Source organism: Pantoea sp. X-Soil-YNGN-844 (assembly GCF_059730595.1).
This window is the reverse complement of sequence record NZ_AP036007.1, coordinates 1,209,819-1,234,502: the sequence shown is the minus strand read 5'-3', so window position 1 is coordinate 1,234,502 and position 24,684 is coordinate 1,209,819. Positions and strand designations below refer to the sequence as shown.

The following is a 24,684-nucleotide window of genomic DNA, read 5'->3' as shown; positions in this document are numbered from 1 at the left end:
GAAATGCGCTAACATCCGCGGTGAATTTACGTAAAGTATTGCAGGCAGGTTAAATTCCCGATTCACAACGTCAGATTAATGAACATATAATGCGCAGCAGGTCACATTGGCCAGCATGAATTCGACACATAGACCAGCCTGAAATATGGCGATAAAGACTTGTAAAATATGAAAATTATTCGCGCTTTCGCTTCAATCGCTCTGGCTCTGGCGGCATTAAGCCAGTCAGCCTTTGCTGTGGTTTACCCGTTACCGCCGGCCAACAGCCGTCTGATCGGGGAAAATATTGAAATTACGGTTCCTGAAGACAGCAAGCTGCCGCTGGAAGCTTTTGCGGCGCAGTACCAGATGGGCCTCAGCAATATGCTGGAAGCCAATCCGGGTGTTGACGTTTATCTGCCTAAAGCTGGCAGCAAAATGATCATCCCACAGCAGCTGATCCTGCCTGACGCACCGCGTGAAGGCATTGTGATTAACAGCGCAGAGATGCGTCTTTACTACTACCCGAAAGGCAGCAAAACCGTGGTGGTGTTGCCAATTGGTATCGGTGAACTGGGTAAAGATACCCCGATCAACTGGACCACAGCAGTAGAACGTAAGAAAGATGGCCCGACCTGGACGCCAACCAAAGGTATGCATGCGGACTACGCGGCACGCGGTGAAACGCTGCCAGCCGTGTTCCCGGCAGGCCCGGATAACCCGATGGGTCTTTACGCGCTCTATATCGGTCGTCTCTATGCGATTCACGGCACCAACGCCAACTTCGGTATCGGCCTGCGCGTGAGCCACGGTTGTGTGCGTTTGCGCGCTGACGATATCAAATGGCTGTATCAGAACGTACCGGTCGGAACCCGCGTTCAGTTCGTCGATCAGCCGGTAAAAGCGACCGTAGAACCAGACGGTTCACGTTATGTGGAAGTGCATAACCCGCTGTCGACTACTGAAGAGCAGTTCAACTCACGTGAGCTGGTGCCGATTACGCTGACGCAGGCAGTAAGCAAAGTGCTGGTTGATGCCAGCGTCAATCAGGATCAGGTTAACGGCGCCATTCAGGGCCGTACCGGTATGCCGGTAAAAGTGAACGGTGTGGAAAACAACATCCAGACTGCACCTGTACCTGTGCAGGAAAACCCGCAGGCTGCACCACAGGAACAGCCGATGACGCCAGTGACCCCACAGGGTGCAAACAGTGATGCTGCACAGCCACAGCAGCCCGCCACTGAGCAGGCCGCACCGGTCACACCAGCAGCACCTGCAGCCGCGGCCAATACCAACTCGTAACTGCCGTCCTGCTCTAAGAAGCCAGCGCCTGTCGCTGGCTTTTTTATTGCCTGGATTAAGGCAAATTACCGAACATTTCCGCCCTCTTCCCCCGCCCGACCATCATTAATCTGTCATATAAAGCGCGTATCACACTCCGTTAACCCGATGCAAATCAGCATCCGGCATCAGCCACGTGAGGTACACCATGAGCGAAAACAGTCTCTCCTCCTCATCAGCCCAGGGACGCCCCGATTTCAACGGCAAGGGCAGCCGCTTCAGCAAACCGCTGTTTTTCATTCTGCTGATCGCCGGGCTGGCCTTCGCCGGACTTAACCTGGTCAATGATGTTGAAGAAACCAATACGCCGGTCACCAGCTATCTGCCGTTCTTTCTGCTGGGACTGGCGCTGCTGATTGCGCTCGGCTTTGAGTTCGTCAATGGCTTTCACGATACCGCCAATGCGGTCGCCACGGTGATCTACACCCATTCGCTGACGCCCGGCGTGGCCGTGGTCTGGTCCGGTTTCTGTAACTTTATGGGCGTGCTGCTCTCCAGCGGCGTGGTGGCGTTTGGCATTATCTCACTGCTGCCGGTCGAGCTGATCCTGCAGGCCAGCAGCGGCAACGGCTTTGCCATGGTCTATGCGCTGCTCTTCTCCGCGATTATCTGGAATCTCGGCACCTGGTATTTCGGCCTGCCCTCATCGTCGTCGCATACGCTGATTGGCTCGATAATCGGCGTCGGGGTAGCCAACGCGATGCTGCATGGGCGCAGCGGACTGAGCGGCGTGGACTGGGATCAGGCGCTGAAGGTGGGCTATGCCCTGCTGCTGTCGCCGGTGGTGGGTTTTGTCTGCGCCGGGCTGCTGCTCTGGGTGATGAAGATGTTTATCCGTAATCGCCAGCTTTATCAGGCCCCGAAAAGTGACCAGCCACCGCCGGTCTGGATCCGTGGTCTGCTGATCCTGACCTGTACCGGCGTCTCCTTTGCGCACGGCTCCAACGATGGCCAGAAAGGGATGGGGCTGATTATGCTGATCCTGGTGGGCACCATGCCGATCGCCTATGCCCTGAATCGATCGCTGCCGGCCGATCAGATCCCACGCGTGGCCGCACTGACTGAAGTGACCGCACATCAGTTGCTGCAACTGCAACCGGCGACGGCACATCCCCCGGCGGCCCGCGACGTGCTGACCAGCTTTGTCGGCAGCAACCAGATGAACGCCGAGGTGTTACCGGCGCTGGCGCGGACGCTTAACGAAGTGGGCGATCAGATTCGCCGTTACGGCTCGATGGATAATATCCCTGCTCAGGCGGTGACCAATACCCGCAACCAGATGTATCTGGCTTCGGAGTCGATCAAGCATCTGCAGACCGCTAAGGTGACGCTGCCGCAGGAGACCGAACGCAATCTGAAAGCGGTGAAAACCGAACTCGACAGCGCCACCCGCTTTATTCCGATGTGGGTGAAAGTGGTGGTGGCGATAGCGCTGGGGCTTGGCACCATGGTCGGCTGGCGCAGGATTGTGGTGACGGTGGGAGAACGGATCGGCAAAACCCATCTGAGCTACGCCCAGGGTGCCAGCGCCGAGCTGGTGGCGATGATGACCATTGGCGCAGCCGATGGCTTTGGCCTGCCGGTGTCGACCACCCATGTGCTGTCGTCCGGCGTGGCGGGCACCATGGCGGCCAACCGCTCAGGCCTGCAATTTTCGACTCTGCGAAATCTGGCTGTCGCCTGGGTATTGACGCTGCCGGTCTCCATTCTGCTTTCTGCCCTGCTCTACTGGGTGTTTACCCATTTCTGATAGTCAGGGCTCACTACCGGTCAGGTGGTGAGCCGTTGCTGCGTATAGAGCCGCAGCGTGATCAGCAGCGCGCCCAGCACCATCACGGCGGCAGCCAGATAGACCGACTGCATTCCCCAGTGCCCGATAAACAAGCCCGCCACCGGGCCGGTTAAGCCGAGTCCCAGATCGAGAAAGGCGGAATAGGTGCCCAGCGCCGAGCCCTGATCCTGGCGCTCAACCCGTTTAACTGCCTCAACGCCCAGCGCCGGGAAGACCAGCGAGAAACCGCTGCCGGTGAGGAACGCGCCCGCGCCCACCAGCCAGGCGCTGTCCGCCTGCCAGATTATCAGCAGTCCCAGACACTCCAGCAGGAAAGAGAACAGTGACACGCGCAGTCCGCCAAAGCGTGTAATGAAGCGACCGAAACCCAGCCGCACCAGCACAAACCCCAGGCTGAACAGCGTCAGCGCATAGGCCGCGCCCTGCCAGTCGCGGCTGGCAAAATAGAGGGTGATAAAGGTGGCGATGACGCCAAAGCCGATGGTGCCGAAGCCCAGTGCCAGGCCATAAAGCCAGACGCGTGAGAAGACGCGATGAAACGGAATGCGCTCGCCCACGCTAACCGTTACCGCCGGTTTGCGGCTGGCCATCAGATAACCAACGACGCCCATCAGCGCAATCAGTCCGGCAAATCCGCTCATGCCAAATTGACTGTTCAGCAGCACGCCCAGCGGCGCACCAACAGCCATCGCCAGATAGGTGGCGACACCGTTCCAGGAGATGACGCGCGCGGTCTGCAACGGCCCGACGATGTTCATGCCCCACAGCGTGGAGCCGGTGCTGCTGAAGCTTTCGCCCACGCCGAGAAACAGTCGACCGATAGCAAGCAGCGCCAGACTCAGCCACGGCCAGCTGCTCAGCAGTGCCGCGACGATGGTCAGCACGCCGCTCATGCCGCAGCAGAGCAGTCCCAGCATCACCACGCGTTTAGGGCCAAGCCGGTCGGCCAGACGGCCCGACTGAGGACGGCTGAGCAGCGTCGCGAAATACTGAATACTGATAATCAGCCCGGCGATGAATGAGCTGAAGCCGAGATGATTTTTGACAAAGCCAGGCAGCACAGCCAGCGGCAAGCCGACGGAGAGATAGCAGAAGAAGGTGAAAACGATAACGGAAAGGATTCGTTTGTTGAGCTGACTGTTGCTCAACACAGCGGTGTCAGACATAGCAGGCTTGTGGTGTGGGAAATTTTGCCCACTATACCGTCAGGCGGTTAAGGGGTCGCCTGATTTTTTATCACAAACCATGAACATGCGCATGACGGTCAATCGCCTGTGCGATGTCGCCCGAGTTTTTTAACGCACGGATTTCACTGAATAAGCCATCGGCTTCGCCATACGCTTTGCGCAGATAACCGAGCCACTGTTTGATCCGCGCCACATGATAGAGGCCGGTATCGCCCTGCTTCTCCAGCCGGCTGTATTTCTGCAATAACCGCACCACATCGGGCCAGGCCATCGGCGGCTCGTTATATTTAACCACCCGGCTCAGGTTAGGAATGTTCAGTGCACCACGGCCAATCATCACCGCATCGCAGCCGGTGATAGCCATACAGTTTTGCGCGCTTTGCCAGTCCCATATCTCGCCATTAGCAATCACCGGAATACGTAGCCGCTGACGAATTTCGCCAATCGCCTGCCAGTTGATCGCTTCTGCGCGATAGCCCTCTTCTTTGGTCCGGCCATGCACCGTCAGCTCGCTGGCACCAGCCTGCTGGACCGCGTCGGCAATCTCCAGACTGCGGGCACTGGAGTCCCAGCCGAGCCGCACTTTCACCGTCACCGGCAAATCGGCAGGCACCGCTTCACGCATCGCTTTCGCGCCGCGATAAATCAGATCGGGATCTTTCAGAAGGGTTGCGCCGCCTCCGCTGCCGTTGACCAGTTTAGAGGGACAACCACAGTTGAGATCGACACCCCAGGAGCCCAGCTCCACCGCGCGTGCGGCGTTCTCGGCTAACCATTCGGGATGCTGCCCCAGCAGCTGCATCCGCACCCGCGTGCCGGATGGCGTACGGCTGGCGTGATGCAGTTCGGGGCAGAGACGGGTGAAGGATTTTACCGGCAGCAGTTGATCGACTACGCGCAAAAACTCAGTGATGCAGAGATCGTAGTCGTTCACTTCCGATAGCAGCTGGCGCACCAGTGAGTCCAGCACGCCCTCCATCGGAGCCAGTAAAACCCTCATACTCAGACGTTTCCGGTGCGCTTCGGAGCCGGACGACGTGGACGGGCTGCGGGCTTATCGCCCTGAGGTGCCGCCTGGCTCTGACGACGCGCCTGAGGACGTTTGTCGCCGGATGAAGATGAACGCGATGCGCCTGCACCCTGTCCGCCCTGACCACGCCCACGACCGCCGCCACCTGCACCGGCGCGAGACTGCTGCTGACGACCGTTGATGATTGGCTCCGCCTTGATGCTTGGATCCGGCTCATAGCCTTCAATCGCCAGACGCGGGATTTCACGCTTCAGCAGACGCTCGATATCACGCAGCAGTTTGTGCTCATCGACGCAGACCAGCGACAGGGCGACACCGGTTGCAGCCGCACGGCCGGTACGGCCAATACGGTGAACGTAATCTTCGGCGACGTTAGGCAGCTCGTAGTTCACGACGTGTGGCAGCTCTTCGATATCCAGGCCACGGGCCGCGATATCGGTCGCAACCAGCACGCGAATGCCGCCTGACTTAAAGTCGGCCAGCGCACGGGTACGGGCACCCTGGCTTTTGTTGCCGTGGATCGCGGCGGCGGTGATGCCATCTTTGCCCAGCTGCTCAGCAAGGTGGTTAGCGCCGTGTTTGGTACGGGTAAAGACCAGTACCTGCTGCCAGTTACCTTCGCCGATCAGCTGCGACAGCAGTTCCCGCTTACGCTTCTTATCAACGAAATGCACCTGCTGCGCCACCTGCTCAGAAGCGGTGTTGCGGCGAGCGACTTCAATCATTTCCGGGTTGGTTAGCAGTTTTTCCGCCAGGCCTTTGATCTCATCCGAGAAGGTGGCTGAGAACAGCAGGTTCTGACGTTTGGCCGGCAGACGCGCCAGTACGCGACGAATGTCATGGATAAAGCCCATATCCAGCATACGGTCCGCTTCATCCAGCACCAGAATTTCGACCTGAGACAGGTCAACGGCATTCTGCTGCGCCAGATCCAGCAGGCGACCTGGCGTGGCCACCAGCACATCGACGCCGCCACGCAGCTTAACCATCTGTGGATTGATGCTGACGCCACCAAACACGACCAGCGAACGCAGCGAGAGATATTTGCTGTAGTCGCTGACGTTTTCGCCGACCTGCGCCGCGAGTTCACGGGTTGGGGTCAGGATCAGGGCGCGCACCGGGCGACGACCGCGTACGGGCGTCGCGGTGGCAGAGAGTTTCTGTAACAACGGTAAGGTAAAGCCGGCCGTTTTGCCGGTGCCGGTCTGGGCACTCGCCAGCAGATCGCGGCCTGCCAGCACCACAGGAATCGCCTGGCGCTGGATAGGTGTAGGTTCGCTGTAGCCTTGTTCGGCAACCGCGCGCAAAATATCGGCACTCAGGCCGAGAGAGTCAAATGACATTACGTGGTTTACTCCGGTCCGCTCTGGCCGTGATTCACGGTGTAGTTTTCAGAGGGATAGTGACGGCAGCTGGGGCTGACGCGTGAAAAGGGCACAAACTACGATGCGTAAGCGGGCGAGTGTAGCAGCTTTAAATGAAGTGTGCGAGATAGCTCACATTTACTGACATAACTTAACTGCGCAGAAACAGGAAGGCCACCTCGCGGTGGCCTTCAACTTAACTACGTTTATTTTCGATGCGCCGCGGTGGCTCTTTCGCCAGCAGCGAAACCAGCGCCGGACCCAGCAACATCACTACGCCGAGACAGGCCAGCAGCAGGTTGTTGTGGTAAATCCGCGACACCAGGAACAGTGTCATCATGGCGGCGCCAAAGTAGTAAGTGGTGGTCGCTTCTTCAAGATAATCGCCGAGCGTACGTAAACGGGCGATGCGCTGTGTCACCAGCATGGCAACAAAAACCAGTGCGTACATCGCCACCAGCGTGCTGCAGACATCAACCAGCGCCTTGTGTTTCCAGCCCCAGATCAGCGCAGCGATCACCAGCAGATGCATAGCGATATGCAACAACGTCTGACCCATGATGATTTGAATACGATTAGACCATTTCATTCAATTCTCCTGGCAGACCCAACAGGTCGCCCAAGTGCTACCGGCACAAGCCGGAAACGGTTTCCTCAATGTAAAACAATTTTCGGATAACGCCCTAAATATCGCGCTCTCTCACCACCCATTTGTGACAAAGACTACACTTTGATTCTATTGATGATGAAAAGGAGTGCGTCGCGAGTATGCCACAAAATGCGCAAGGATTTTCAATAAAAGTCCTGACGATCAATACACACAAGGGGTTTGCCCCGTTTAATCGCCGCTTCATCCTGCCGGAATTGCGCGAAGCCGTTCGCGCAACCTCGGCGGATGTAGTCTTTCTCCAGGAGGTAATGGGCACCCATGCCATCCACTCCCTTAACCATGAAGAGTGGCCTGAATCGCCTCATTATGAGTTTCTGGCTGACACCATGTGGAACGATTTCGCCTACGGACGCAATGCGGTCTATCCGGAGGGACATCACGGCAATGCCGTGCTGTCACGCTTCCCAATAACCGACTATGAGAACCGGGATATCTCGGTGGCAGGCAGTGAAAACCGCGGCATGCTGCACTGTCAGATCGCCCTGCCCGGGCCGCACGGCACGCTGCATGTCATCTGTGTTCACCTGGGTCTGAAAGAGGCGCATCGTCACGCGCAGATGAAGAAGATCTGTGAAATGGTCAACTCGCTGCCACCCGACGCGCCGGTCGTTGTAGCAGGTGATTTCAACGACTGGCAGCGACGCGCTAACGCCATTTTAAAACAGGGCGCAGGCCTGAAAGAGGTATTCAGTATGAAGACCGGACGCCCGGCGCGCACCTTCCCGGCGCGCTTCCCTATCCTGCGGCTCGACCGCATCTATGTCCGCAACGCCACCGTGAGTCATCCGTGGGCGCTGCCGCGTAAGCCCTGGTCCCATCTTTCCGATCACGCGCCGCTGGCGGTGGAGATTCATCTATGAATTTTAACTGGCAGGAAGGCAACCGGCTGCTATTGCTGGAAAATGGGGAAGCGTTTTTCCCGCGCGTCTTTGGCGCCATCCAGCGGGCAGAACGCTCAGTTCTGATTGAAACCTTTATTCTGTTTGAGGATGACGTCGGTAACGCCCTGCACCGCGAATTGCTGGCAGCCGCCCAGCGCGGCGTGCGGGTCGAAGTGATGGTCGATGGCTACGGCTCCGCTGAACTCTCCGACAAATTTGTGAACAGCCTGACCAGCGCGGGTGTGCGTTTCATCTACTACGATCCGCGCCCGCTGGTGATGGGGATGCGTACCAACGTCTTCCGCCGTCTGCACCGTAAAACGGTAGTGGTGGATGACGTGGTCGCCTTTGTCGGCGGCATCAACTTCTCGGCTGAACACAACACCGATTATGGCCCGGAGGCGAAGCAGGATTACGCGGTACAGGTCAAAGGCCCGGTCGTGGCCGACATCGCCCGCTATCTGCAACAGGCGATTGGCAGCGAACAGCATACCCGCCGCTGGTGGGGATCGCGTTCTCATCGTCCGGCCGTGAATGCTAAACCCGGCGATGCCCAGGTGCTTTATGTCTATCGCGATAATGACGAGCACCGCGACGACATCGAAGTGCATTATCTGGAAATGCTGCGCGAGGCGAAGCGGGATGTAATTATTGCCAACGCCTACTTCTTCCCGGGCTATCGGCTGCTGCGTGAGATGCGCAATGCCGCGCAGCGTGGCGTCCGGGTGCGGCTGATCGTGCAGGGCGAGCCGGATATGCCGATTGTGAAAGTGGGCGCAGAGCTGCTCTACAACTATCTGGTCGATGGCGGCGTGGAAGTCTACGAATATATCCGTCGTCCGCTGCACGGCAAGATCGCCGTAAAAGATGATTACTGGGCCACGGTCGGCTCCAGCAACCTCGATCCGCTAAGCCTCTCTCTGAATCTGGAAGCTAACCTGATCATCCACGACAGGCCGTTCAACCAGACGCTGCGTGACAACCTCGAAGCGCTGCTGGCCAACGACTGCCAGCGCGTGCAGGAGGATCGTCTGCCGCCGCGCAACTGGTGGCAACTGAGCAAAAGCGTGGTGGTATTCCATTTCCTGCGTCATTTCCCGGCCATCGCGGGCTGGCTTCCGGCGCACACGCCGCTGCTGGCTCAGGTCAGTGCGCCGGTACAGCCTGAAATGGAAACGCAGGATCGTGTAGAAGCAGATAATCCGGGAGCAAAATCCTGATGGCAAAAAAACATCCACGCTGGCAGCTGGCAAAAAAAATCCTCACCGTGCTGTTTTTCGTCGCGGTGGTGGTTCTGCTGGCGGTTTATGCCCGCAAAGTGAACTGGGAAGATGTTTATGAGGTCATCGTTAACTACAACCGCTTTATCGTCCTGACTGCCGCCGGACTGGTGGTGCTGAGTTACCTGGTATATGGCTGCTATGACCTGATTGGCCGCGCCTACTGCGGCCATAAGCTGGCGAAGCGGCAGGTCATGCTGGTGTCGTTTATCTGTTACGCCTTTAACCTGACGCTGAGTACGTGGGTGGGTGGCGTCGCCATGCGCTACCGGCTCTATTCCCGGCTCGGCCTCGACAGTGGCACCATTACCCGCATCTTCTCACTGAGCATCGCGACTAACTGGCTGGGCTATATACTGCTGGCGGGCGTGGTATTCAGTGCGGGCATGGTCTCGATTCCCGGCGGCTGGTTTATCGGTGAGACTACGCTGCGGCTGATTGGCGTGGTTCTCCTAGTGCTGGTGGCGATTTACCTCTGGGCCTGCGCCTTCTCAAAACAGCGTCGCTGGACGATTAAAGGCCAGACACTGCAGCTGCCTTCTCTGCGCATGGCGCTGCTGCAATTTGCGGTTTCCTGTGCCAACTGGATGGTGATGGGCGCGATTATCTGGCTGCTGCTGGGACGCGACGTGGGCTATCCGATGGTGCTGGGCGTCCTGCTTATCAGCAGTATTGCCGGGGTAATCATTCACATTCCGGCGGGCATTGGCGTTCTGGAAGCGGTGTTCCTGGCGCTGCTCAGCGGTCAGCACGCTTCGCATGGCACCATCATTGCGGCGCTGCTGGCCTATCGCGTGCTCTACTTTATCCTGCCGCTGCTGTTAGCGCTGGTGCTCTATCTGGGACTGGAGAGTCGGGCGAAGCATCTGCGTCAGAAGAACGAGCAGAAGCTACAGAAATCGTAATAAAAAAAGGGAGGCGCAACCTTCGCGCCTCCCCCTTTTACACTGAAAATCAGCGGCGGTTACCGAGGATCCGCAGCAGCATCAGGAACAGGTTAATGAAGTCGAGATAGAGTGTCAGCGCGCCCATGATCGAATAGCGACGCAGGTTTTCCGTGTCGCGGGCATCAATCTGCTCACCGATGTTTTTCAGCTTCTGCGTGTCATAAGCGGTTAATCCCACAAACACCACCACACCGATGTAGGTAATCGCCCACATCAGCGCCGGGCTTTTCAACCAGAAGTTCACCAGCGACGCCAGCACAATGCCAATCAGCGCCATAAACAGCAGGCTGCCAAAACGGCTCAAGTCGCGTTTGGTGGTATAGCCGTAAAAGCTCATCGCACCAAACATTCCCGCAGTGACAAAGAAGGTGCTGGCAATGGAGGAGTAGGTGTAGACCAGGAAGATACTCGCCATGGTAATGCCGGTCAGCGCCGAATAGAGCATAAACAGCCCGGTGGCTACGGCCCCGCTCAGACGATGCACCATGCCTGACAGGAAGAACACCAGCGCCAGCTGCGCGATAATCAGCCCGAAGAAGGTAATGCGATTGGCAAACACCAGCTCCATCACTGCGGGCGTACGCGCCGCAAACCAGGAGACAAATGCGGTCAGTAACAGACCGCAGGTCATCCAGCCATAGACCTGCGCCATATAGGCTTGTAAACCGCGAGATGCGGGTTGAACGATGGAATCATTGCGTGGATATCGGTCCATGATGCACCTCTTGTTAAACGGATGAACAGCGCCCTGCCGGGAGCCATGCCAGAGTTAAGTGTGGCACAGCTCAGCTCAACTGTGCCACAACATGCCGGTTAACGCCGCGACAGACACTGCTGATAACGGCTGTCGACGCGCTGCGCAAACCACGCCGTCGTCAGATTACGGGTAATTTTCGGACTTTCCAGCTTAATGCCCGGCAGCATTTCACGCGGCAGCTTACGGCCTGCCATTTTATCCGCCAGGGCAAAGACCTGTTTCCAGAGTTCGCTGTCGCTGAACGATTCTTTCTCCCCTTTCTCCAGATCGCGGCGAATGGCGCTGTTGCTCATGTCGATCTGCTTCGAGAGCGTGCGCACCGCCAGTTCGGTGCCGCCCGCTGCATCTGAGCCATAGAGGATCAGATCGCCATCCAGCGCCAGCTTCATGCCGGTGGCTTTTGACACTGCCGCCTGGAAAGCCGCATTGCGGCTGGCATACCAGCCCGCATTGTAGTCGGCAAAACGGTAGAGCGGCTGGCTGTAGTCAGCCGGATAGCCGAGCAGGTGCATGGTGCCGAAGTAGATCCCGCCGTGACGGGTAAAGACTTCGCGCCGGATGGTGCCATCGATCGGCCACGGATAGCCTTTGGCGTGCGCTTCGGCAAACGCAATGCTGACCTGCATCGGCCCGCCGGTGTGGATCGGGTTGAGATTGCCGAACAGCGTCTGGCCCATCGGCACCATATCAATCAGGTCATCGAAAATGGCGCTGAGATCTTTTTCACTGCGCACCTTGTCCAGCCGGGCCGCGTAGCTTTCTCCGGTCGGGGATTTGATCAGCAGCGCGGTGCGTACCAGGAAGGCTGGGACGTGTACTTTTGCCGCCCGGCGATCGATCTCGCCCCAGGCGATTTTCGGCAGGCCCGGCACGGCGGCTTCGGCGCTGAAGTTGCTCTCCTGATCCGCCACGGCGATCACCGCGCAGAGGTTACTGGCGCTGGGATCGATCTGCTGCGTGCGGAAGGTGGTGTAGATATCGTCGCTCCAGGCCGCTTTATTGCTGACGTGCGACGGCAGCAGCCGCTGGATTTGCGCTTTGACATCTTCAGGCTGCCGTACCGGCGCCTCAGGGGTTTTCTTGCTGCTACAACCCGCCAGCACCAGCGCGGCGACCAGTGTCAGACGTTGCAGAATCGGGGTGGATGACATGCCTGTCCTCAGAATGAACCAAAGCCCTACTCTACCATTGCCAGAGTTTCACAGGCAGGAGAGAACTGAACTAAGGTTACCTTTTTTAACGTTAAAGGAACTTACGATGTTTAAACTCTGGCCTGTTGCGGCGTTCAGCCTGTTATTAACCGGCTGCGGCGCCAGTAATACCCCTGCCCAGGTGCAGTCACCGGGCGCGCCGACCTCCTCTTCACTTAAGGTGCTGGAGACCGGCGCCAGCGTGATGCAGTCCCGTCCGCCTATTGACGCCATCAATACCTATCTCGATGGCTTCCATTTTTATAACGGCGATAAAAACGGTCAGATGGAGGCACACCACTATGTCACCGTGCTGAACGACGATGTGATGCAGGCGGTGATTTACGACGGCAACACGCGCGACGCGCGGCTGATGGGCGTGGAGTACATTATCAGCGAACGGCTGTTTAAGACCCTGCCGCCCGAAGAGAAGAAGCTGTGGCACAGCCATCAGTATGAGGTGAAATCGGGCACGCTGATTGCGCCAGGCTTACCGAAAGTTGCCGACCATGCGCTGATGACGCGCATCGTGAATACCTATGGCAAAACCTGGCACACCTGGCATACCGACCGCGATAAAACACTGCCGATCGGCATTCCGGCGCTGATGATGGGCTTTACCCAGGATGGTCAGATGGATTCACGGCTGCTGGCGGATCGCGATCGCCGCTTTGACGTGGACAGCAAGCAGATCCGGGCCGAGCGGACGGATATCGTGGCGCATCCGGCGGCACCGGGTGCTAACGCCTGGGAGAAGGGCCAGGTTATTCAGCTTAAGCGCACCAGCGGTGGTGGTGAGCACAGCCACGGTCAGACCGGATTTGGCCCGGCGGAGCAGCTGAAGCAACCGTAGGCGTTGTGTATGCGTTTTAGCGGGCTGTGACGCGGATGGGATCAGCGGTAACGCAGCGGGCGAAGAAACCTCTGCCCGCTTGCGCCATTAACGCTTTAGTCCCAGCGCTGGGCAGCCTGATGGTCGCTGTCGCGGGCATCCACCCAGCGATCGCCCTGCTCTGTCGCTTCGCGCTTCCAGAACGGCGCGCGGGTTTTCAGGTAATCCATAATGAACTCCGCAGCCGAAAAGGCGCTGCCGCGATGGGCGCTGGTGACGCCCACCAGCACGATCTCATCGCCGGGAAACAGCTCGCCGACGCGGTGGATCACCGTGACGCGCTGCAGCGACCAGCGTTCGCGCGCCGCATCAACAATCTCCTGCAGCGCTTTTTCGGTCATGCCGGGATAGTGCTCCAGCGTCAGCGCCGCCACGTTATCACCCAGGTTGTGGTTGCGGACTTTGCCGGTAAAGGTCACTACCGCTCCATCTTCGTCACAGGCCGCCAGCCAGCGATACGCTTCCGCCATATCAAAGGGCGCGGGACCGACGCGAATCTGTGTTTCCATCTCAGCCTCCGGTCACGGGCGGGAAAAAAGCCACTTCATCACCGGCGTGCAGCGGGTGACTCATCGGCACCAGCGTCTGGTTGACGGCCGCCAACAGTTTGCCCGACTCCAGCGCCAGCGCCCAGCGATCGTCGCGTTCGGCCAGCGCAGCGCGTAGCGCGGCCACATCCGGATAATCAGCACCGACCTCAAGCGATGCGGTGCCGGTCAGCTCACGCACCTGGGCGAAAAACAACACCTTAATCATGCGTGACCGCCTGAAAATCGCCGCTTTTGCCGCCGCGCTTGCTGATTAAGCGCAGCTGATCGATGACGATATCCTTCTGCACCGCTTTGCACATGTCGTAAATGGTCAGCGCGGCTACTGACGCTGCCGTCAGCGCTTCCATCTCGACGCCGGTTTTGCCGGTCAGTCGGCAGAGCGAGGTGATGCGAACCCGGTTCTGTGCAGGTTCTGCTTCGAGGTTCACTTCCACTTTGCTCAGCATCAGCGGATGACAGAGCGGAATCAGCTCCCAGGTGCGTTTTGCTGCCTGGATCCCGGCGATGCGCGCGGTGGCGAAGACATCCCCTTTATGGTGGCTGCCGTCGATAATCATCTGCAGCGTTTCCGGCTGCATCAGCACCAGCACTTCGGCGCGCGCTTCGCGCACGGTTTCAGCCTTGGCGGAAACATCCACCATGTGCGCTTCGCCCGCGGCGTTAATATGTGTGAGTTGAGACATACTTACCGTTTCTTCAGATGTGAGACAAAATTACAGGGCGCAGTGCGCGCATCAAGCTGGTCAGCGATAATCCGCTCCCAGGCGGTGCGGCAGGCGCTGGTGGAACCCGGCACGGCCAGAATCAGCGTCCCGTTAGCCAGACCGGCAATGGCGCGCGACTGCAGCGTCGAGCCGCCAATCTCTTCATAGGAGATCATCCGGAACAGTTCGCCAAACCCTTCGATCTCGCGGTCAAACAGCGGCAGCAGCGCTTCCGGCGTGCTGTTTTTCAGGTTAAAGCCGGTGCCGCCATTGATGATCACCACCTGGACATCGTCACTGGCGATCCAGCGCGAGACGGTGGCGCGAATGCGATAAAGGTTATCCGGCACAATGGCGTGATCGACCACCTCATGGCCCGCTTCCACCGCCGCCTCGCGCAGATAGTCGCCGGAGGTATCGTTGCTGGCATCGCGACGGTCTGACACCGTCATCACCGCAATCTGTACGGCCTGAAATTCGCTGGCTGGTTTACCCATACTTCCTCCTGAAATTAGCCACCAATGTAAGAGAGATTCTGTGTGATACCGGTGTTGCCCTGATGCAGGAAGTGCGTCTGCTTCTTCTGCCCCAGGCTGCTGGCGATGCGCGCCTGCAGTTCGGCCTGCTGCTCATCGGACGCCAGCAGGTCACGCAACGGTAGGCCGCCGTCACCAAACAGGCACAGGTGAAGGTTACCCTGCGCCGAGACGCGCAGACGGTTGCAGCTGGCACAGAAATCTTTGGCATAAGGCATGATCAGGCCAATCTCGCCGACATAGTCGGGATGATAAAAGACCTGTGCCGGGCCGTCGCTGCGTCCGCTTTCGCGACGCTGCCAGCCCTGGGCAATGAGCTGATCGCGGATCACCATGCCGGAAACGTGCTGATCGCGGAACAGCGTGCCGCCGTCGCCAGTCTCCATCAGTTCGATAAAGCGCAGCTGAATCGGACGGGTACGGATCCAGTCGAGGAAGGTGGCCAGATTACGGCTGTTGAGATCGCGCATCAGCACGCTGTTGACTTTGACCTGACCAAAACCGGCGTCCAGCGCCGCGTCGATGCCGCTCATCACCTGATGGAATTTATCCTGGCCGGTGATGGCGTGAAACTGACGGGCGTCCAGGCTGTCGACGCTGACGTTGAGTGCGGTCAGACCCGCGTCGCGCCACTGTTTCACGTCGCGCGCCAGCCGGTAGCCATTGGTGGTGACCGCGATCTGGCGGATAGAGGCGTTTTCACGCACTGCCGCAATGATGTCGGTGAAATCACGGCGCAGCGACGGCTCACCACCGGTCAGCCGCACTTTTTCGGTTCCGGCTGCGGCGAAAGCCCGCGTGACGCGGCGGATTTCATCCAGAGAGAGAAAGCTTTTGTTACGAATTCCCTGCGGTTTGTAGCCGTCAGGGAGACAATAGGTACAGCGGAAATTACAGACATCCGTGACCGACAGGCGCAGGTAATAGAACTTACGCGCGTATGCATCAGTAAATTGTGACACCAGAACACCTTTCCAGATTGGGAGATGCAGTCATTTCTTCCTGCACCCTGGCAGCTCGATGGCTACGGCCTGAACCCCCTATCCGCAGACTTAGGCATTCAGGCTTGAGTGTACGCTGACCCGTTGATCAGCGCGGTAAACATGATGGTAGCGTGAATTTCCTCACTCTTCCATTTGCTCTTTTCGCTATATATTCTTATACATATCGAATTTTCACCGCATTTTCGCGACAGGATACGTTAAAATGCGATCCAGATTTTGACGCAAGTCATCCGCGCGGGCTTAGCGTTTAGAGCCACGCTACGCGACGAGATGTTAAGGAGAAGTATGAATCGCACACTGGCCGATCTTGATCGCGTTGTGGCACTGGGCGGCGGACACGGTTTAGGCCGCGTGATGTCGGCCCTTTCCCCGCTGGGCTCACGTCTCACCGGCATCGTCACCACCACCGACAACGGCGGATCGACCGGGCGCATTCGTCGATCCGAAGGCGGTATCGCCTGGGGCGACATGCGCAACTGTCTTAACCAGCTGATTGCAGAACCCAGCGTCGCCTCCGCGATGTTCGAGTACCGTTTTGCCGGTAACGGCGAACTGGCCGGTCACAACCTCGGCAATCTGATGCTGCGGGCGCTGGATCATCTGAGCGTTCGCCCGCTGGAAGCGATCAACATCATCCGTAACCTGCTGAAGGTCGACGCCTTTTTAATCCCGATGTCGGAGCAGCCGGTGGATCTGGTGGCGATGGATGCTGAAGGCAATATGGTTTACGGCGAGACCGCGATTGATGAGATGAAGCAGCCGCCGCAGGAGCTGATGCTGCATCCCAACGTCCAGCCGACGCGGGAAGCGCTGCAGGCCATTGCAGAAGCGGATCTGATTCTGATTGGTCCTGGCAGTTTCTATACCAGCCTGATGCCGATTCTGCTGATGAAAGAGATGGCGCAGGCACTGCGTCGCACGCCTGCCACCATGGTGTTTATCGGCAATCTGGGGCGTGAGCTCAGCCCCGCCGCGGCCAGTCTTTCGGTGGCTGACAAGCTTCAGATGATGGAACGTTATATCGGCAAGCGGGTGATCGATGCAGTAGTGGTCGGTCCGGCGGTCGCCACAGAGGGCATTGAAAACCGTCTGATTGTCCGTGAGCCGCTGGAGGCCGCCGACATCAAATATCGTCACGACCGCCAGCTGTTACGGGTGGCGCTGGAACACGCCATTCAGAGCTTTGACGGCGCTACGAGGCCGCAATAAACAGCGTTCGCAGCTCATGCAGCTGATCGCGCACGCTGGCCGCCTGTTCGAACTCCAGGTTCTGCGCGTGCTGCTGCATCTGCCCTTCCAGCTCGTGGATTTTCTTCTGCAGCGCCTGCGGCGTTAACAGCTGGAAATCGGCCAGCGCCTGCGCTTCGCCAGGACGTGCCGGTTTCGCTTTGCCGCGGGTTTTCACCACATTTTTGCCCAGCTCCAGAATATCCGTGATCTTCTTGTTCAGGCCCTGCGGCACAATGCCATGCTTTTCGTTGTGCAGCTGCTGTTTCTCGCGGCGGCGCTCCGTCTCTTCAATGGCACGCGCCATCGACGGCGTGATTTTATCGCCATAGAGAATCGCTTTACCGTTGATGTTACGCGCCGCACGACCGATGGTCTGAATCAGCGATCGTTCGGAACGCAGGAAGCCCTCTTTATCCGCATCCAGAATCGCCACCAGCGACACTTCCGGCATATCCAGTCCCTCACGCAGTAAGTTGATGCCCACCAGCACATCAAACTCACCCAGACGTAAGTCGCGGATAATCTCCATACGCTCTACGGTGTCGATGTCGGAGTGCAGATAGCGCACCTTCTCGCCATGCTCCGTCAGATACTCAGTGAGATCTTCCGCCATGCGCTTGGTCAGCACCGTCACCAGCACACGTTCGTTGATCGCCACGCGCTGATGGATTTCCGACAGCAGATCGTCAACCTGGGTGCCGACCGGACGCACTTCGATGATCGGGTCCAGCAGGCCGGTAGGACGTACCACCTGATCGACAACTTCGTCGCCCGATTTTTCCAGCTCATATTTGCCCGGCGTTGCCGAAACATAGATGGTCTGCGGGGCCAGCGCTTCAAACTCTTCAAACTTCATCGGACGGTTGTCCAGCGCAGACGGCAGGCGGAAGCCATACTCCACCAGCGTCTCTTTGCGCGCCCGGTCGCCTTTATACATGCCGCCAATCTGCGGGATGGTGACATGCGACTCATCCACCACCAGCAGGCCATCGGCAGGCAGATAGTCAAACAGCGTCGGTGGCGCTTCGCCCGGTCCGCGTGCGGAGAGGTAGCGCGAGTAGTTCTCGATGCCGGAGCAGTAGCCCAGCTCACTCATCATCTCCAGATCAAACTGGGTACGCTGAGTAATACGCTGCTCTTCCAGCAGTTTATTGTTCTCCAGCAGCACCCGGCGGCGATCCGCCAGCTCGACTTTGATCTCTTCCATCGCCTGCAGAATGCGCTCACGCGGCGTGACGTAGTGCGTCTTGGGATAGATGGTAAAGCGCGGCACCACTGAATCGATCTGCCCGGTCAGCGGGTCAAACAGCGACAGACGCTCGACCTCTTCGTCAAACAGTTCGACGCGCAGCGCAATATCGTCCGACTCCGCCGGGAAGATATCGATCACTTCGCCACGCACGCGGAAGGTGCCGCGCTGAAACGCCTGATCGTTGCGGGTGTACTGAAGCTCTGAGAGGCGGCGCAGGATGCTGCGCTGATCGATTATCATGCCGCGGGTCAGGTGCAGCATCATTTTCAGATAGAGATCGGGATCGCCCAGACCGTAGATCGCCGAAACCGACGCCACCACGATAACGTCGCGCCGCTCCAGCAGCGCCTTGGTCGCTGAAAGACGCATCTGTTCGATGTGTTCATTCACCGACGCATCCTTTTCAATAAAGGTGTCGGAGCTCGGCACATAGGCTTCAGGCTGATAGTAGTCGTAGTAAGAGACGAAAAACTCGACGGCGTTATCCGGGAAAAACTCTTTCATCTCGCCATAGAGCTGCGCCGCCAGCGTTTTGTTCGGTGCCAGCACCATCGTCGGGCGATTGAGGTCGGCAATGACGTTGGCGACGGTAAAGGTTTTACCGGAGCCGGTTACGCCTAATAAGGTCTGATGGGCCAGTCCATCCTCCAGCCCCTCTTCCAGGCGACGGATCGCCTCAGGCTGGTCGCCCGAAGGTTTAAAGGCGGAATTGAGTTTAAAAGCTTTGGTCATGAATGCAGTTCCTGCTGGAGAAGTCGGCGGGCAGGCATTTATTTTACTCTGCTATGGTGATTTTGCCAGAAAATAATACTGGATATAAAAACAGTAATCGTGCAAGGTTAATGCAATCAGGGTAAGACTTAGCCCGCGTGCTTCAGATACGTGATATCGCAAAGCCTGTTGCGCAATGTTATCCCCAGACCGGGATCGGATTTAACATTTGTCAATAGAACGTCACAAAATTACAGTTTGGTTACCTGACAGAGAATTCGCAGGCTTGTTTTTTGATAACCAGCTGATTTTAATGGTTTAAGCTAATAAGGCCAGAATCTCGTCATTATGTTACCAGGCCGCGTATTTCCTCGCTTCTAACCGGTTTTCATTACCTAATGCACAAGGTTATCCACAGGAATGGTGGATAAGTGATGGCAGCCCCGCCGCCATCAGCTGTGTATAATTTTTCCCTGCCCTCCCGCCTCGTTGAAAATAATTTTTTTTGCGTTAAATTTCGCGTCGGCTGCTGACGGATTATTCTGCATTTTTAATCTGTCGCCTGGCGTGGCACGCAAATTTTCATCGTTCCACTAAGATTCTTAATCAGACATTCTGCGTTACCGCAGCACGTCTGCACCACAAACAGCGCCCGCAGGCACTGTAAAAGTGCAGGCGCGTGATGACCATGGGTAATTGATAAGTTTTTCTCACCTTTCGTCCCTGATACAGCGCACTGCAGCAGGAAACAGGGCCGTTTTAAGATCTGGCCTGGGAATTGCAGGAGTGAGTAACGTCACCGCGCTTTACGCGCACTGTGCTGCAATGGTGAGGCTGCCGTTGCTGATGACTTGTTTGCCAGACGACAGAGAGCGGAAGCAATCAGGCTAATGATCGGGAAGGAGAGTGTCAGATGCTGAGTCTACGTTCGGTAAATCAATTTTACGGTCAGAACCATATTCTGTGGGATGTGGACCTGGATCTGTCGCCTGGCACCTGCACCGGCATTCTGGGCCGCCCTGGCATGGGCAAGACCACGCTGGTCAACTGCATCATGGGCAGACTGCCGATTAACAGCGGCACAATTTCCTGGAAAGAGGATGGCTCGCCGCCGGAAGATTTGCTGATGCAACCGGCCGAACAGCGGGCACAGATGGGCATCGGCTATGTGCCGCAGGGCCGCCATATTTTTACCCAGATGAGCGTGGAAGATAACCTGCTGATTGCCCTGCTGGCGGGTGCCAGCCAGCGCGATCGTCATCGCGCCATTCCCGAAATGGTCTTTGATTTGTTCCCGGCGCTCTACTCCCTGCGCCAGCAACGCAGCGGCGATCTGCCCATCGATCAGCAGCAACAGCTGGCCCTGGCGCGCGCGCTGGTGCTCCAGCCCAAACTGCTGATTCTGGATGAGCCGACTGATGGGATGTCGCCGTGGCTGGAAGAGGAGATGGGCAACCTGATCCGCCGGCTTAACCTCGACTACGGGCTGACCATCCTGCTGCTGGAGCAGCGCCTGTCGCTGATCCGGCGGGTGGCGGACTATTTCCTGCTGCTGCACCGTGGCCGTAATGTGGCGCAGGGCAGCATGGAGCAGCTCGATGACCACACCGTGGATAAGTGGCTGACGGTGGCCTGACACTGAGTCCCTGCCACGGCAGGCGTCAGGATTGCAGGCAGCGCGCAACAATCTGACGTTCAGGCTGGTGAGCACTGCACAGGCTCAGACTGATCAAGCAAAAAGCCCCTAGGGCCGGGTTTTACTCTGGCAGCGTCAGATACTGTCCACAGGACGCCTGCTGCGCCGCATCGGTGAGATACGGAATCGTACCCAGACAGGGGGCAGGTAGTCGCTGCTTCAGGCTGGTGAGATATTCCTGATAGCGTTTGCCGGGCGGCTCGACGGTGTTGGCGATCCAGCCCACCAGCGGCAGGCCGCGCGCACGCACCGCCTCGGCGGTGAGCATGGCGTGATTAATGCAGCCGAGCTTAATTCCCACCACCAGAATCACGGGCAGCTGTTCGCTGACTACCCAGTCCGCATAGGTGTGCGTCTCTGACAGCGGGGTGTACCAGCCGCCCGCACCCTCCACCAGAATCCAGTCCGCCAGTGGCTCCAGAGCCGCCAGACCCGCTGACAGTGCCAGATGGGTGATCGGCCTGCCCTCTTCAGCGCTGACGATGTGCGGCGAAGTCGGCTCCATAAACGCCAGCGGATTGACCTGCTGATAGCTCAACGTCACGCTGCTGAAGCGCTGCAGCGCCAGCGCATCACTGTTGCGAATGCCTTCAGGCGTCATCTCACAGCCCGAAGCAACCGGCTTATAACCCGCACAGCGGTAGCCCGCGGCACCCGCCGCCTGCAACAGTGCGCCGCTGGCGACCGTTTTACCGACTTCGGTGTCGGTGCCGGTAATAAAAAACCGTTTCATGAAAGCGTGACTCCATAAATTAAATGGTAACTCAGGCGATAGCCGTGACGATCGCGCGGCCAGTGTGCCTCTAACTGGTTGAGCCGTTGTCGGGTGAGTATCTGCCCGTCGCGGCCCTGATGCAGATGGGTCGCGCCAATCCCTTTCAGCGAACGCATGGCACTGAGCGCATCGGGAAAATGCAGCGTCACCCTTTCCGCGCTGCAAATCAGTTGCTCTGCATGGCAGGCCGCCGCAATCTTCGCCTCGCTGAGAAAGCGGTTAGCATGGGGTAACGCATCCAGATGGGACCAGGCTTCATGCACCTCCTGCAACGAACCGTCGCCCAGCGTGGAAAACAGCAGCGTGCCCTCGGGCCGCAGCACGCGCCGGAACTGGCGCAGCGCGCCGGGCAGATCCTCACTCCACTGCACCGCCAGGTTGCTCCATATCAGGTCGATGCTGTTATCCGCCAGCGGCAGCGCGTCGATGTCGCCCGCCAGATAGTGCTGCGCTGCGTCGTTGTCCCGCGCCTGTTGCAGCATCTGCGGTGAGAGATCGAGTGCCGTGACCTGTTTACCCCGTTCGCGCCACAGCCTGCTGTACCAACCAGTGCCACACCCGGCATCCAGCAGCTGCAGCCCGCTGTGAGCCGGTGCGCGTGCCAGCAGCGCATCGCCGCTGAGCCGTTGCAGTGCCGCATGGTCATCGTAATGGCTGGCAGCCCGACCAAAGGCACGCGCAACCGCCTGCTTATCAACCCGCAGCGTCATGCAGCGCCTCCAGTAACCGATCAATATCTTCCGGGCGATGTACCGCCGTCAGGGTAATGCGCAGCCGGGCCGTTCCCGGCGGCACGGTAGGTGGCCGAATCGCACTGACCCAGCAGCCCGCCTCCGCCAGCCGCGCAGAGAGCGCCATCGCATCGCCATTTTCACCGATCAGCAGCGGCTGAATCGCGCTGGCAGAGTCCATGAGTTGCCACGGCAGCGAGGCCGCGCCACACCGGAAATGCGCAATGTTCTGCTGCAACTGCTGGCGCAGCGCATCACCCTGCTGAATTTCGCGCAGTGCCGCCTGCAGCGCCACGGCCTGCGCAGCGGGCATGGCGGTGGAGTAGATCAGATGCCGGCTGAACTGCAGGAAATAGTCGGCGGTATCGGCGTCGCACAGCAGCGCGGCACCGCTGACGCCAAAGGCTTTGCCAAAAGTGACCACCAGCAGTTCCGGCTTAACGCCCTGCTGCCAGCAGCTGCCCCGCCCCTGCTCACCTGCCACGCCGATGCCGTGCGCATCATCCACCAGCAGCCAGCCCTGTGCCTGACGCGTCTGTTGCGCCAGCGCAGCCAGCGGTGCACTGTCGCCATCCATGCTGAAAATCCCCTCGGTCACCACCAGCGTTTCCCCCTCGCAGGGTGACGCGAGCCGTGCCGTCAGGCTCTCCGGATCGTTATGACTGAAACGCCGCAGCTGCGCCGGGCTGTGGCTGGCGGCGTCGAGCAGCGAGGCATGGCTGAGTTTGTCGGCCAGGATGCGATCGTTTTTCTCGCCCAGCAGATGAATCACTGCCTGATTGGCCGCGAAGCCGGAGATAAACAGCAGCGCACGGTCATAGCCGAGCCAGTCGGCCAGCTGCGCCTCAAGTTCGGCGTGCTGACGGTGATAACCGGTGACGTGACCTGAAGCGCCCGCCCCCGCGCCCGCCAGCGCCGCACCCTGCTGCCAGCCCGCAATCACCGCCGGGTGGCGGGTTAAACCGAGATAGTCATTGCTGGAGAAGTGCAGATAGCGGCGGCCACCGCTCTCTAACGTGCGGGTGCCTTGCTGATCGATGATTCGACGCTGTCGCCAGCCATCGGCCGCACGACGCTGCGCCAGCCCCTGCTGAAGTCGTTGCTGCCAGCTCATTACAGCGCCGCGTTGTAGAACTGTTCTGTATCGGCATGGAACAGCTGCTCGCTGAGGTGTTCTTCCTGCTGCTGATCGCCATGCCGGGTGTGGGTATGTTCCGGGTTCAGACCCAGTTTGCGGAACAGCACGCGGTCTTTATCCTCTTCCGGATTCGGCGTGGTCAGCAGTTTGCAGCCGTAGAAAATCGAATTCGCCCCGGCCATAAAGCACATCGCCTGAGTCTGCTCGCTCATCTGCTCGCGGCCCGCCGAAAGGCGCACATGCGAGGTCGGCATCATGATGCGCGCCACCGCGATGGTGCGGATAAAATCGAAAGGCTCTACGTCATCGTTGTCCGCGAGTGGCGTGCCTTTGACTTTGACCAGCATGTTGATCGGCACACTTTCCGGCGGCGTCGGCAGATTGGCTAACTGCACCAGCAGACCGGCGCGATCGTTCACGGTTTCACCCAGGCCGACGATGCCGCCCGAACAGACTTTGATTCCGGCGTCACGCACTTTGCCGAGCGTATCCAGACGTTCCTGATAGCTGCGGGTGGTGATGATGGAGCCATAGAATTCCGGTGAGGTGTCGAGGTTATGGTTGTAGTAATCGAGGCCCGCGCCCGCCAGCCGCTGCGCCTGTTGATCGCTGAGCGTACCGAGCGTCATGCAGGTTTCCATTCCCATCGCCTTCACGCCTTCAACCATTTTTTCCAGGTAGGGCATATCGCGCTCGTGCGGGTTTTTCCACGCGGCACCCATGCAGAAACGGGTCGAACCGGCGGCTTTGGCCTGACGCGCGGAGGTCAGTACCTCCTCCACTTCCATCAGACGCTCCGACTCCAGGCCGGTCTTGTAGCGCGCGCTCTGCGGGCAGTATTTGCAATCTTCCGGACAGGCCCCGGTTTTGATCGACAGCAGCGTACTGACCTGCACCTGGCGCGGGTCGAAGTGCTGACGATGCACCTGCTGCGCTTTAAACATCAGTTCAAGAAAAGGTTGATCAAACAGCGCTTGCGCCTGTGCAATTGTCCAGCGTTGAGCCATTACGTACTCCAGAAAAGGGTGTCATCCCGACAGAAAGCA

General features: G+C 58.5%; 24 protein-coding genes and 1 riboswitch. Of the genes, 8 read left to right on the top strand and 16 right to left on the bottom strand.

The window, feature by feature from the left end:
* Positions 1–168: 168 nt before the first annotated feature.
* Together AC6I8C_RS05655 and AC6I8C_RS05650 are read left to right on the top strand one after the other, a co-directional pair.
* Positions 169–1,281 carry a L,D-transpeptidase family protein gene (locus AC6I8C_RS05655; RefSeq protein WP_497821854.1) on the top strand — a complete coding sequence of 371 codons (1,113 nt, stop codon included), beginning with the start codon at positions 169–171 and terminating at the stop codon, positions 1,279–1,281.
* Between the two features lie 187 nt (positions 1,282–1,468).
* A complete protein-coding gene (locus AC6I8C_RS05650) occupies positions 1,469–3,070 on the top strand; it encodes an inorganic phosphate transporter (protein ID WP_497821853.1) in 1,602 nt (533 codons plus the stop codon).
* A 20-nt stretch (positions 3,071–3,090) separates the two neighbouring features.
* Here AC6I8C_RS05650 and AC6I8C_RS05645 read toward each other — a convergent pair whose 3' ends face one another.
* The 4 genes from AC6I8C_RS05645 to AC6I8C_RS05630 form a co-directional block, all read right to left on the bottom strand.
* On the bottom strand, positions 3,091–4,278 hold the full coding sequence (locus AC6I8C_RS05645; protein ID WP_497821852.1) for an MFS transporter: 1,188 nt from the start codon (positions 4,276–4,278) through the stop codon (positions 3,091–3,093).
* A gap of 70 nt (positions 4,279–4,348) precedes the next feature.
* Complete coding sequence (gene dusC / locus AC6I8C_RS05640; protein ID WP_497821851.1) at positions 4,349–5,299, bottom strand: tRNA dihydrouridine(16) synthase DusC; 951 nt, start codon at positions 5,297–5,299, stop codon at positions 4,349–4,351.
* A gap of 2 nt (positions 5,300–5,301) precedes the next feature.
* Positions 5,302–6,672: an ATP-dependent RNA helicase RhlE gene (gene rhlE / locus AC6I8C_RS05635; protein ID WP_497821850.1), complete on the bottom strand. Its 1,371-nt coding sequence runs from the start codon at positions 6,670–6,672 to the stop codon at positions 5,302–5,304.
* A 217-nt stretch (positions 6,673–6,889) separates the two neighbouring features.
* On the bottom strand, positions 6,890–7,282 hold the full coding sequence (locus AC6I8C_RS05630) for a YbhQ family protein (protein WP_497821849.1): 393 nt from the start codon (positions 7,280–7,282) through the stop codon (positions 6,890–6,892).
* Between the two features lie 179 nt (positions 7,283–7,461).
* On the opposite strand from AC6I8C_RS05630, the gene AC6I8C_RS05625 reads away from it, so the two are divergent.
* Genes AC6I8C_RS05625 through AC6I8C_RS05615 form a run of 3 tightly spaced genes read left to right on the top strand, consistent with a single transcriptional unit; the run spans position 7,462 to position 10,429 of the window.
* A complete protein-coding gene (locus AC6I8C_RS05625; RefSeq protein ID WP_497821848.1) occupies positions 7,462–8,223 on the top strand; it encodes an endonuclease/exonuclease/phosphatase family protein in 762 nt (253 codons plus the stop codon).
* On the top strand, positions 8,220–9,464 hold the full coding sequence (gene clsB / locus AC6I8C_RS05620) for a cardiolipin synthase ClsB (protein WP_135909664.1): 1,245 nt from the start codon (positions 8,220–8,222) through the stop codon (positions 9,462–9,464). The genes AC6I8C_RS05625 and clsB overlap by 4 nt, the downstream gene beginning before the upstream one ends.
* Positions 9,464–10,429, top strand: coding sequence for a lysylphosphatidylglycerol synthase transmembrane domain-containing protein (locus tag AC6I8C_RS05615; RefSeq protein ID WP_497821847.1), 966 nt, complete (start codon positions 9,464–9,466; stop codon positions 10,427–10,429). The genes clsB and AC6I8C_RS05615 overlap by 1 nt, the downstream gene beginning before the upstream one ends.
* Positions 10,430–10,478: 49 nt before the next feature.
* Here AC6I8C_RS05615 and AC6I8C_RS05610 read toward each other — a convergent pair whose 3' ends face one another.
* A complete protein-coding gene (locus AC6I8C_RS05610) occupies positions 10,479–11,186 on the bottom strand; it encodes a Bax inhibitor-1/YccA family protein (RefSeq protein WP_013357194.1) in 708 nt (235 codons plus the stop codon).
* A gap of 98 nt (positions 11,187–11,284) precedes the next feature.
* Positions 11,285–12,379: a DUF1615 domain-containing protein gene (locus AC6I8C_RS05605; RefSeq protein ID WP_285720805.1), complete on the bottom strand. Its 1,095-nt coding sequence runs from the start codon at positions 12,377–12,379 to the stop codon at positions 11,285–11,287.
* A 106-nt stretch (positions 12,380–12,485) separates the two neighbouring features.
* Between AC6I8C_RS05605 and AC6I8C_RS05600 the strand changes: the two genes are divergently transcribed.
* A complete protein-coding gene (locus tag AC6I8C_RS05600; RefSeq protein WP_497821846.1) occupies positions 12,486–13,271 on the top strand; it encodes an OBAP family protein in 786 nt (261 codons plus the stop codon).
* A gap of 95 nt (positions 13,272–13,366) precedes the next feature.
* Here the strand turns inward: AC6I8C_RS05600 and moaE are convergent, their stop codons facing one another.
* From moaE to moaA, 5 genes are all read right to left on the bottom strand, one after another.
* Positions 13,367–13,819 (bottom strand): molybdopterin synthase catalytic subunit MoaE, encoded by a 453-nt coding sequence (gene moaE / locus AC6I8C_RS05595; RefSeq protein WP_497821845.1) that lies wholly within the window; start codon positions 13,817–13,819, stop codon positions 13,367–13,369.
* Position 13,820: 1 nt separating this feature from the next.
* On the bottom strand, positions 13,821–14,066 hold the full coding sequence (gene moaD / locus AC6I8C_RS05590; RefSeq protein WP_315316862.1) for a molybdopterin synthase sulfur carrier subunit: 246 nt from the start codon (positions 14,064–14,066) through the stop codon (positions 13,821–13,823).
* Positions 14,059–14,544, bottom strand: a complete 486-nt coding sequence (moaC, locus tag AC6I8C_RS05585; RefSeq protein ID WP_497821844.1) for a cyclic pyranopterin monophosphate synthase MoaC — start codon at positions 14,542–14,544, stop codon at positions 14,059–14,061. Before moaC ends, moaD begins: the two co-directional genes overlap by 8 nt.
* A gap of 2 nt (positions 14,545–14,546) precedes the next feature.
* Complete coding sequence (gene moaB, locus AC6I8C_RS05580) at positions 14,547–15,062, bottom strand: molybdenum cofactor biosynthesis protein B (RefSeq protein ID WP_497821843.1); 516 nt, start codon at positions 15,060–15,062, stop codon at positions 14,547–14,549.
* Positions 15,063–15,076: 14 nt separating this feature from the next.
* Complete coding sequence (gene moaA / locus AC6I8C_RS05575) at positions 15,077–16,063, bottom strand: GTP 3',8-cyclase MoaA (RefSeq protein ID WP_497821842.1); 987 nt, start codon at positions 16,061–16,063, stop codon at positions 15,077–15,079.
* A riboswitch (molybdenum cofactor riboswitch) is annotated at positions 16,053–16,186 on the bottom strand. (Overlaps the previous gene by 11 nt.)
* A 204-nt stretch (positions 16,187–16,390) precedes the next feature.
* Between moaA and AC6I8C_RS05570 the strand changes: the two genes are divergently transcribed.
* Complete coding sequence (locus AC6I8C_RS05570; protein ID WP_497821841.1) at positions 16,391–17,314, top strand: gluconeogenesis factor YvcK family protein; 924 nt, start codon at positions 16,391–16,393, stop codon at positions 17,312–17,314.
* Here AC6I8C_RS05570 and uvrB read toward each other — a convergent pair.
* Positions 17,298–19,319: an excinuclease ABC subunit UvrB gene (uvrB, locus tag AC6I8C_RS05565; RefSeq protein ID WP_497821840.1), complete on the bottom strand. Its 2,022-nt coding sequence runs from the start codon at positions 19,317–19,319 to the stop codon at positions 17,298–17,300. The two genes, AC6I8C_RS05570 and uvrB, sit on opposite strands and share 17 nt — an antisense overlap.
* Before the next feature lie 892 nt (positions 19,320–20,211).
* Here uvrB and AC6I8C_RS05560 point away from each other — a divergent pair.
* Complete coding sequence (locus AC6I8C_RS05560; protein WP_497821839.1) at positions 20,212–20,934, top strand: ABC transporter ATP-binding protein; 723 nt, start codon at positions 20,212–20,214, stop codon at positions 20,932–20,934.
* A gap of 121 nt (positions 20,935–21,055) precedes the next feature.
* Here AC6I8C_RS05560 and bioD read toward each other — a convergent pair whose 3' ends face one another.
* From bioD to bioB, 4 genes are read right to left on the bottom strand one after another with little or no spacing between them, the layout of a single operon-like run.
* Positions 21,056–21,727, bottom strand: a complete 672-nt coding sequence (bioD, locus tag AC6I8C_RS05555) for a dethiobiotin synthase (RefSeq protein ID WP_497821838.1) — start codon at positions 21,725–21,727, stop codon at positions 21,056–21,058.
* Positions 21,724–22,479: a malonyl-ACP O-methyltransferase BioC gene (bioC, locus tag AC6I8C_RS05550; protein ID WP_497821837.1), complete on the bottom strand. Its 756-nt coding sequence runs from the start codon at positions 22,477–22,479 to the stop codon at positions 21,724–21,726. The genes bioD and bioC overlap by 4 nt, the downstream gene beginning before the upstream one ends.
* Entirely contained in the window at positions 22,463–23,614 is a 1,152-nt protein-coding gene (gene bioF / locus AC6I8C_RS05545) for an 8-amino-7-oxononanoate synthase (RefSeq protein ID WP_497821836.1), read from the bottom strand. The genes bioC and bioF overlap by 17 nt, the downstream gene beginning before the upstream one ends.
* Positions 23,614–24,645: a biotin synthase BioB gene (gene bioB, locus AC6I8C_RS05540; RefSeq protein WP_095707533.1), complete on the bottom strand. Its 1,032-nt coding sequence runs from the start codon at positions 24,643–24,645 to the stop codon at positions 23,614–23,616. The genes bioF and bioB overlap by 1 nt, the downstream gene beginning before the upstream one ends.
* Positions 24,646–24,684 lie beyond the last annotated feature (39 nt).

Bases quoted from the DNA above. Each gene is read 5' to 3' on its own strand.
- AC6I8C_RS05560 (WP_497821839.1), top strand. From the start codon at position 20,212: ATGCTGAGTCTACGTTCGGTAAATCAATTTTACGGTCAGAACCATATT.
- AC6I8C_RS05655 (WP_497821854.1), top strand. From the start codon at position 169: ATGAAAATTATTCGCGCTTTCGCTTCAATCGCTCTGGCTCTGGCGGCA.
- bioB (WP_095707533.1), bottom strand. From the start codon at position 24,645: ATGGCTCAACGCTGGACAATTGCACAGGCGCAAGCGCTGTTTGATCAA.
- moaB (WP_497821843.1), bottom strand. From the start codon at position 15,062: ATGGGTAAACCAGCCAGCGAATTTCAGGCCGTACAGATTGCGGTGATG.
- clsB (WP_135909664.1), top strand. From the start codon at position 8,220: ATGAATTTTAACTGGCAGGAAGGCAACCGGCTGCTATTGCTGGAAAAT.
- AC6I8C_RS05645 (WP_497821852.1), bottom strand. From the start codon at position 4,278: ATGTCTGACACCGCTGTGTTGAGCAACAGTCAGCTCAACAAACGAATC.
- bioF (WP_497821836.1), bottom strand. From the start codon at position 23,614: ATGAGCTGGCAGCAACGACTTCAGCAGGGGCTGGCGCAGCGTCGTGCG.
- AC6I8C_RS05605 (WP_285720805.1), bottom strand. From the start codon at position 12,379: ATGTCATCCACCCCGATTCTGCAACGTCTGACACTGGTCGCCGCGCTG.
- bioC (WP_497821837.1), bottom strand. From the start codon at position 22,479: ATGACGCTGCGGGTTGATAAGCAGGCGGTTGCGCGTGCCTTTGGTCGG.
- uvrB (WP_497821840.1), bottom strand. From the start codon at position 19,319: ATGACCAAAGCTTTTAAACTCAATTCCGCCTTTAAACCTTCGGGCGAC.
- moaD (WP_315316862.1), bottom strand. From the start codon at position 14,066: ATGATTAAGGTGTTGTTTTTCGCCCAGGTGCGTGAGCTGACCGGCACC.
- AC6I8C_RS05630 (WP_497821849.1), bottom strand. From the start codon at position 7,282: ATGAAATGGTCTAATCGTATTCAAATCATCATGGGTCAGACGTTGTTG.
- moaC (WP_497821844.1), bottom strand. From the start codon at position 14,544: ATGTCTCAACTCACACATATTAACGCCGCGGGCGAAGCGCACATGGTG.
- dusC (WP_497821851.1), bottom strand. From the start codon at position 5,299: ATGAGGGTTTTACTGGCTCCGATGGAGGGCGTGCTGGACTCACTGGTG.
- AC6I8C_RS05625 (WP_497821848.1), top strand. From the start codon at position 7,462: ATGCCACAAAATGCGCAAGGATTTTCAATAAAAGTCCTGACGATCAAT.
- AC6I8C_RS05615 (WP_497821847.1), top strand. From the start codon at position 9,464: ATGGCAAAAAAACATCCACGCTGGCAGCTGGCAAAAAAAATCCTCACC.
- moaE (WP_497821845.1), bottom strand. From the start codon at position 13,819: ATGGAAACACAGATTCGCGTCGGTCCCGCGCCCTTTGATATGGCGGAA.
- AC6I8C_RS05650 (WP_497821853.1), top strand. From the start codon at position 1,469: ATGAGCGAAAACAGTCTCTCCTCCTCATCAGCCCAGGGACGCCCCGAT.
- AC6I8C_RS05570 (WP_497821841.1), top strand. From the start codon at position 16,391: ATGAATCGCACACTGGCCGATCTTGATCGCGTTGTGGCACTGGGCGGC.
- rhlE (WP_497821850.1), bottom strand. From the start codon at position 6,672: ATGTCATTTGACTCTCTCGGCCTGAGTGCCGATATTTTGCGCGCGGTT.
- bioD (WP_497821838.1), bottom strand. From the start codon at position 21,727: ATGAAACGGTTTTTTATTACCGGCACCGACACCGAAGTCGGTAAAACG.
- AC6I8C_RS05600 (WP_497821846.1), top strand. From the start codon at position 12,486: ATGTTTAAACTCTGGCCTGTTGCGGCGTTCAGCCTGTTATTAACCGGC.
- AC6I8C_RS05610 (WP_013357194.1), bottom strand. From the start codon at position 11,186: ATGGACCGATATCCACGCAATGATTCCATCGTTCAACCCGCATCTCGC.